Consider the following 7,732-nt stretch of genomic DNA (forward strand, 5'->3'; position numbering starts at 1 on the left):
CGGCTCCGCCAGCAGACCCCGCTGGTGTAGCATCGCGTCCTTCGCCGAGCTCAGACCCGCCATGACCGCGTATTTGACCAGGAACGCGTGACCGGCCGGGCTGATCGAATCCGGCGAGCGCTCGGCAGTCTCCACCAGCCGTTTGTACGCCTCCTGCCGCACCAGCAGTTCCTTGTCGGACAGTTGCAGGAACGCCTGGCGCAGGATGCGTATCAGGTCGGGTCGGTCGGCGAGCGCGTCGTACAGCGAGCGCAGCACCTCGACGCCTGCGCGGGTCCTGCCACGGCCGGTCAGCGCCGTCCCGAGAGCGACTGCGGCGCGCACTCGTTCTTGTGGCGGCCCCGGCAGCCGCAGCGCCTCGGTGAGCCTCAGGATCGCGGCCGAGGAGCCCGGTACCGCGTACTCCAGTGAGCCCAGTTCGGTCAGCAGGCGTTGTCGGCCCTCATCGGAGAGAGGTTCGTCCAGAGCGCGGCGCAGGAAGGCCGCCGCGTCCTCGATCTGCCCCTCCCGTAACGCCAGCGACGCGGCCTCCTCGAACACCGGCAGCACCCAGGGCGCGTCCACCGTGTCGGTGAGCAGCAGTTGACGGGCGACGATCTCGCTCGCGACACCGCGGTGCAGCATCGACTCGGCGGTCGTGCGGTGGGCGGCGCGCCGCCGGGCCGCGGGCACGCCGGTGAGTATGGCGTCCCTCAGCAGCGGATGCGCATAGCGGGCGCGGCCGATGCCATCGGGGCGGAGCAGGCCGAGGCCGGTCATCGCGGTGATCCATCCCGCGACGCGGGTCGGGTCGGCGCCGGTCAGTTCGGAGAGGAGCGAGGGGATGTGGAGGACGGGGAACCCCGCGCTGGGCGCGGGGCCGTGGTCCCAGCCCTCGTCCAGGATCGCCAGTGTCCGTGCCACCTCCGCGGTACCTGGCCCGGCACAGTCCAGCCACCACTGGACGGCCGCCGAGAACGCTCCCGGGTACAACGCGGCCGAGGTGTCCGGCACGACCGGGTGACTGCCGTCGGAGAGGTCGTCCAGCAGGGCGCGCAAGAGCAGGGGGTTGCCCGCCCCGGCCCGCGCACAGTCCTCGATCCAGGAGTCGTCCGCGTCGGGGAAGGCCGAACGGATCTCTGCCACCGCCGACTTGCGGGACAGCGGGGTCAGGGTGTGAGTTGTGGCCAGGGCAGGAGAGAGACCGTGGGCGAGGCTTTGTGCGGGCGGCTCGACGTCGTACTGGCTGCGCTCGGTGACCGCCAGAACGATCGGCAGCCGGTCCATAAGCCGGGCGGACTCCACCAGCCAGCGGCGGGACGCAGCGTCAGCCAGGTGCACATCGTCCACGGTGATCAGCAGCGGCGACTGCTCGGCGTGCGAGCGCAGCACCTTCCGCAGCCTGGCGCCGATCGTGCGTTCATCGCCATCCCATGCCGGATCGGGTAACTCGGCTCCGAGGCAGAAGAGCTGAAGGATCGCGGCGAACGGGAACGCGGAGTCGCCGGCGGAGCAACGGGCACGCAGCACCTGCATACCGCGGGCGGCGGCGTCCTCGGCGGCGGACTCCAGGACCGTGGTGCGGCCCGTGCCGGTGGCGCCGCGCAGCAGGACCAGACGGCCGGTGCCCGCACGAGCGCGCTCGGCCGCGGCGGCCAGCAGCCGTGCCGCTTCCCGTGGTGCACATGCCGTTCGGGACATCCCTGCCTCCTTGTGTGGACGTGAGCGTCCTCATGGACGAGGACGGCGTGCGTCCGGCATCGGTCTCGTGGCCCGCACCGTGAGAAGAACCACCATGATCGCGCACTCGTGCGGCGGAACCGGAATGTCGCTTGTGCCATCACGTTCCCGGTGTCGTGGGTCCGGTCTGCCGATCTCGTGGTCTGTGTCGTGGTGCTCCACGATTGCGCTGGTCACGAGGGTCACATGAGGGTGAACAAGCGCCGCCCGCCTCTGACCGCACAGAAGCGGCGGGCTCGCAGACAGGGAGACAGGGTGCTCAACTCAATCCGGATGACACACACCGGTACGGCACACGGCACTGCCGTGCCGCGGGTTCACGTGGCGGGGCATGTCCGTGCAGTGATGGAGCGTCAGCCGAGATGCCGGACAAATCTGTCGTACCTCCAGGAGGAACCGGAGGCGCAGACACACACGCGGGGCGATGACCTTCACGGCGTCGGGGTGACCCGTGCAGGACAGCGATGCCCTCTCCACAACATGCCCCTGCCGCCGGGACCGACCGGCGCCTGTCCCAGAGCGGCGCACCTGCCCCGCTGCCGGCAGCCGTACCCGCCGAAGGCGAAACCTGGAACCGGCCGTATGGCGGGGATCGTCAGCTTTGTGTCCTTGCCGCCAAATGGCGGGGCGGACAAGGATGATCGGATGACACAACGGCGCGTCGTCTTCGTTGTCTTTCCGCAGTTCCAGGTGCTGGATCTGGCGGGACCGCATGAGGTGTTCGCGCAGACGGAACGGTGGGTGCCCGAGGGGGAGGGCTACGCCGTCGAGATCGTCGCGGGCCGGGCCGGAGTCGTGCGCGCCTGTCACGGAATCGACGTGGCGGCCTGCAGCGGCGTCCGACAGTGTGAGGGACCGCTGGACACGCTCGTGGTCGTCGGCGGACCGGGCGATCGTGAGGCGGCGGACGACGAAGAGCTCGTCGGCTGGCTGAGGGAAGCGGCCGGCCGGGCCCGGCGGGTCGCCTCCGTATGTACGGGCGCGTTCCTGCTCGCGCGGGCCGGGCTGCTCGACGGGCGGCGCGCGGTGACGCACTGGGCGGCCTGCGAAAGGCTGGCCCGGGAGCACCCGGGCGTCACGGTCGCCCCGAAGCAGATCTTCGTACACGACGGGCCGGTGTGGACCTCCGCTGGCATCACGGCGGGGATGGATCTGGCGCTCGCCATGGTCGAGGAGGACCACGGGCCCGAGGTCTCCCGAGCCGTCGCGCGCATGCTGGTGATGTTCGTCCAACGTCCGGGCGGTCAAGCACAGTGCAGCACCCAGCTCGCCGCGCAGCGGCCCACGCGCAAGCCGCTGCGGGACGTGCAGGCATGGGTCACCGACCACCTGGCCGACGATCTGACCGTCCGGATGCTGGCCGATCGGGCCGGGATGAGCGAGCGCAACTTCACCCGGGTCTTCCGCGCCGAGACCGGACTCACCCCGGCCGCCTATGTGGAGACCGTCCGCATCGAGGCCGCCCGGGCTCTTCTGGAGACGACGGACACCACCATCGATGCGATCGCCCGGCTCTGCGGCTTCGGCTTCGCCGAGACCCTGCACCGCCGCTTCAAGCACGCCCTGGGCGTCACACCCGGGCAGTACCGCCACCACTTCTCCAGAACAGGGTGAAGAAGCGCCCGCGCCTGGCCGTCGCAGTGACGAGCCTCGGTGCAACCGGCGCGTCTCCTTGGACGCCCTCGGACGACGCGGGTCGGCGACAACCGTCTCGGTCGACCGCCGGCCGGGCCGCCGCCCTGGTCGTGTGACGGCAAGCCCACGGCAGGCGCCGGCACGAGATACAGCAACCTGGAGCGCACATTCCGGATCAGCGACGCGGCACACCACGGCCTCGGCGACGTGCAGCCGCGCACACCGCACCCTTTCACCCGCCATCCACGTGCTCGGCCGAGCTCTCGAAGGTGCTCGGCGACGCAGCCGACGGATACGGCTGAGCAGCCAGGCCGGTACGAGTTCCGACCCGCTGGGAAGCCGGACGCGCCGCCTGGCTGAGACCACAGAAGCAGGACATGTATGACAATCTCATCAGATAACAACAGCACCGTCGGGGCGGCAGCTCCCTTCCGTGTCCTCGGTCCGATCGAGGTGAGCGGCGAGCGGGGGATCGTCCCCGTGGCTCCGGGGCGTCAAGAGGTCGTCCTCGGGGCGCTGCTGCTCGAACTGAACCGGGTGGTGGAAACGACCCGTCTGGTCGACTTCATCTGGGATCAGGATCCGCCGAAGACCGCACGGGCCCAGGTGCAGATCTGTATCTCCCGGCTCCGGAAGGCACTTGCGGAAGGGGGCGTTGACGCCACCATCGAAACCCGCCCTCGCGGCTACGCGCTGAAGGCGCCGGAGGACGCGACCGACATCGGCGGTTTCCGTCGCCTGGTGGCTGAGGCGCATGCCCTGGCCCGTGACGGTCTGAAGATGCCCGCGGTCGAAAAGCTTCGCTCGGCGACAGGCCTGTGGCGGGGGCGGTGCCTGGCCGGTGTACCCAGCGAGGTCCTGGCCGGTACGGCGGCTCAGTGGGACGAGAGGCGCCTGGAGGCGGTGGAGACCTGCATGCGGCTGTTACTGGAACTCGGACGTCACGAGCACCTGGTCGGCGAACTGATGCAGCTTGTCGCCTGCCATCCCCTGCGTGAGCGGCTGCGAAGTCACCTCATGGTGGCGTTGTACCGTTCGGGCCGGCAGGTGGAGGCGCTGGACGTCTACCACCAGGGCCGTGCGATCCTCATCGAGGAACTGGGCCTGGACCCGGGGCGGGAACTTCGCGACCTGGCACAGGCGATCCTGACCCACGACGCCGACCTGGTTCTGGCCGAGCCGGCCGAACCGCGTCCTGTTGTGGCGACGCCGTTCTCCGCGGCGGCCCAGGAACGGAGCCCCGATCTTGACCCGGTCGTGATCCCGAGGCAACTTCCCGCCGACACCGGCGACCTCGTGGCCAACGACAGGTTCGTTTCAGCGGTCTGCGACGCCGTCACCGAGGGGCACGACAAGGGGCAACTGAACGTGGTCCTGGTGCTCGGCGGACCTGGTGTCGGCAAAAGCACGTTGGCCAGGCACGTGGCGCACCGAGTGGCGACCGAGCACTTCCCGGACGGACAGCTCTACTGCGACCTCCGCGGGCCGGGCGGACAACCGGTGGGCCCCGCGGAGGCGTTGGGGCGATACCTCCGGGCGCTGGGCGTGCCGGGCCAGGCCATACCCGATGCACTCGACGAGCGCGCGGAGATGTACCGAAGTCTGCTGGCCGGTCGCAGGACCCTGGTGCTGCTGGACGACGCGGTGAGCGAGTCGCAGGTGATGCCCCTGCTGCCCGGAACCAGCAGCAGCGGCGTGCTGGTCACCAGTCGCGGCCGGCTCACGGCGTTGCCGGGCGCACGCCGATTCGGCGTGGAACCACTGAGCTCGGAACAGGCCGTCCAACTCCTGGGGCGGATCATAGGAGAGCACCGGGTGGAGAGCGAGCCGGAGGCGGCGCGGGTCCTCATACATCTGGTGGGCGGGCTGCCCCTCGCGCTGCGGATCATCGGCGCCCGCCTGGCCGCGCGCCCGCACTGGTCGCTGACCTCCATGGCGCACCGGCTGGAGAACGAGCACCGCCGACTGGACGAGCTGGCACACGGCGAACTGTCGATCCGGGCAAGTCTTTCGCTCAGCTACGACAGTCTGGCGGCGGCCGACCGTCGCCTGTTGTGTCTGCTCAGCCTGGCCGAGGGGACGGAGATCCCGAGCTGGCTGGGTGCCGCCCTCGTCGACGACCGCACGCCGCACTCCACCGACCTGCTGGAACCGCTCCTCGACATGCGGCTCCTCGACATCACCGGCATGGATCAGGGCGGGGAGTTCCGCTGCGGACTGTCGCAGATCGTGAGGATGTTCGCGCACGAACGACTGCCCACAGAGATTTCGGAGGCGGATCGCGCCGGAGCGGTGCGGCGCATGGTCGGTGGCTGGATGGCGCTCGCGGAGAGGGCGCACAGAGAGGTCTACGGCGGTACGTACACCATCGTGGCGGGCCGGGGCGAACGATGGTATCCGTCGGAAAGCCATGTCCAGCGGTGCCTGCGCGACCCGCTCGGGTGGCTGGAGAGCGAGCAGACCAACCTGCTGAACGCGGTCGAGCTGGCGGCCAGGTCGGGCCTGCACGAATCTTGCTGGGAGCTGGCCACGACCCTGGTGACACTCTTCGAGGCGCGCGGCTATCCCGAACTCTGGGAGCGCACCCACCAGGTGGCGCTCACCGCGGTGCAAGAGGCAGGCAACGAACGAGGCCAGGCGGCGGTACTCGGCTCACTCGGGGCCCTGCACCTGTACCGGGGCGAACACGAAGCGGCGGTCCCTTACCTCAGCACCGCTCTGGAAATCTTCGAGCGGATCGGAGAGGTGCGTGGTCAGGCGCTGTGCCTGCGCGACCTGGCACGCATCGAGCGACACCGCGGTGACGACGATCGGGCACTGGCCCTCTACACGAGCGCCGAGCGCAGCTTCCTGCGGACGCGGGACGCGATCGGCCGGGCGTACGTGCTCGGCGAGATGGCACACATCACGATGCGGCGAGCGGACTTCACGCGAACCCGTTCCCATCTCGACGAAGCCCTCGGCATCTGCCGGTCGGCCGGCTTCGACCGGGGCCAGGCCCTCGTACTGCGGCGGCTGGGCCAGATGCTGACGTACCAGCAACGCTACGAGGCCGCGGAACAAACCCTGCTCGAGGTCCTCGCCATGGTCAGGGCGAGCGGTGACCTGGTCGGAGAGGGGTACGTGCTGCACGACCTCGGCCGAGTCAACGCCCACCTACACCGAAGGGAACAGGCCGTCCAGTACTACTCGCGATCGGCCAAGATCCGGGAGCGGATCCTGGACCACGGCGGGGCCGCCGCCGTGCGGTCCGACATCGTTGCCATCCTGGGCAGGCCCATGACGTCCGTCGGCTGACCCCAGAAGGCAGACAGATCCCTCACGTCCACGGCGTGTTGACGGCGGGTGCCTCGCCGGCCGGCGACTTCGTGATGGCCATCTCGGTTCTCCTTCCTCCGCGACCCGTTCGGCAGTCCGTCCGGGCGTCGCTGACACCAGCGTGAACCAGGTGCCCATCGCGGCCGCATGATCGCGCTATCACGGCCCTATCCCGGCCCCGTCCATGCCGTGGATGTGCCGTGATGCCGTGCCGATAGGGCGGCACCGGAAAGTGGGTCCTGCCGACCTCGGCGCCCCTTCGGGGGGGACAGCCCTCAAGGAGTGGTCCCAATGACTGAAGTGACCCGGGACACGGTGACACCCGCCGCGTTCGGCGTCCCGGATACCGAATCTCAGCGCGGCACGAGGGAACCGGTGCGTGCGCACCGGAGCCTCTTCTCGACCGTGGCCCAGCGGGAGGTGCACGACTGATGACGATGGACACGGAGTTCTACTCCCGGGTGGCCGAGCGGTTCGGCGGCTACTTCAGCGATGCGCGCAGCACCGACGTGTTCGCCGACGGCCGCCCGGACGCCGTCTTCGACGAACTGGCGACCGCACTGGGAACGCCACAGGCCCGACTGCTGGATGTCGGCTGTGCCGACGGGCGCAGCCTGTTGCGCATCTCACGACCGTACGGCGCCGTGACCGGGATCGACCTGTCGCCGTCGATGCTGGAGTGCGCCGCGCGGTATCGAGCCGAGGCAGGTCTGTCGCATGTCACGTTCGAGCTGCGTGACGCCGCGCACACGGGGCTGCCCGACGGATACGCCGATGTGGTCACCTCCCGCCGCGGTCCGCTGATCGCCGGCGAGTTCGAGCGGGTGTTGCGCCCCGGTGGGGTCGTGATGTACATGGGGATCGGGGAGCAGGACGCGCGCGAACTGAAGGAGACGTTCGGCCGCGGCCAGAATTTCGACGGCTGGAACGGCAGGCCCTTGGCGGACGAGGTCGCCCGGGAACTCTCCGACGCGGGCTTCGTCGTGACACGAAACCGAGCGTTCCGATTCGAGGAGTTCTACCACACGGCGGATGATCTGAACACATTTCTGCACCAAGA

General features: G+C 69.6%; 5 protein-coding genes. 4 read left to right on the top strand and 1 reads right to left on the bottom strand.

Translation table 11 applies throughout. The annotated features are described in order from the left end of the window. Positions 1–1,680 (bottom strand): AAA family ATPase (locus ACFW2E_RS15270; RefSeq protein ID WP_384466489.1); only part of this gene is annotated, 1,680 nt, incomplete at its 3' end. 684 nt (positions 1,681–2,364) lie between these two features. Here ACFW2E_RS15270 and ACFW2E_RS15275 point away from each other — a divergent pair. The 4 genes from ACFW2E_RS15275 to ACFW2E_RS15290 form a co-directional block, all read left to right on the top strand. After that, the gene (locus ACFW2E_RS15275; protein ID WP_384466491.1) at positions 2,365–3,333 is read left to right on the top strand and encodes a GlxA family transcriptional regulator; all 969 of its coding nucleotides are present in this window, start codon (positions 2,365–2,367) and stop codon (positions 3,331–3,333) included. Between the two features lie 402 nt (positions 3,334–3,735). Continuing rightward, entirely contained in the window at positions 3,736–6,651 is a 2,916-nt protein-coding gene (locus tag ACFW2E_RS15280; protein WP_384466493.1) for a BTAD domain-containing putative transcriptional regulator, read from the top strand. A 312-nt stretch (positions 6,652–6,963) separates the two neighbouring features. Further along, positions 6,964–7,104: a hypothetical protein gene (locus ACFW2E_RS15285; RefSeq protein ID WP_384466495.1), complete on the top strand. Its 141-nt coding sequence runs from the start codon at positions 6,964–6,966 to the stop codon at positions 7,102–7,104. A 29-nt stretch (positions 7,105–7,133) separates the two neighbouring features. After that, the coding region (locus tag ACFW2E_RS15290) for a class I SAM-dependent methyltransferase (protein ID WP_384466496.1) at positions 7,134–7,732 on the top strand (599 nt) is incomplete at its 3' end.

It is taken from the genome of Streptomyces sp. NPDC058964 (genome assembly GCF_042741275.1).
In the GTDB taxonomy this organism is placed as follows: domain Bacteria; phylum Actinomycetota; class Actinomycetes; order Streptomycetales; family Streptomycetaceae; genus Streptomyces.

What these genes read in the sequence shown, in the direction of transcription:
- ACFW2E_RS15275 (WP_384466491.1), top strand. Translation starts at nt 2,365, where the DNA reads ATGACACAACGGCGCGTCGTCTTCGTTGTCTTTCCGCAGTTCCAGGTG.
- ACFW2E_RS15280 (WP_384466493.1), top strand. Translation starts at nt 3,736, where the DNA reads ATGACAATCTCATCAGATAACAACAGCACCGTCGGGGCGGCAGCTCCC.
- ACFW2E_RS15285 (WP_384466495.1), top strand. Translation starts at nt 6,964, where the DNA reads ATGACTGAAGTGACCCGGGACACGGTGACACCCGCCGCGTTCGGCGTC.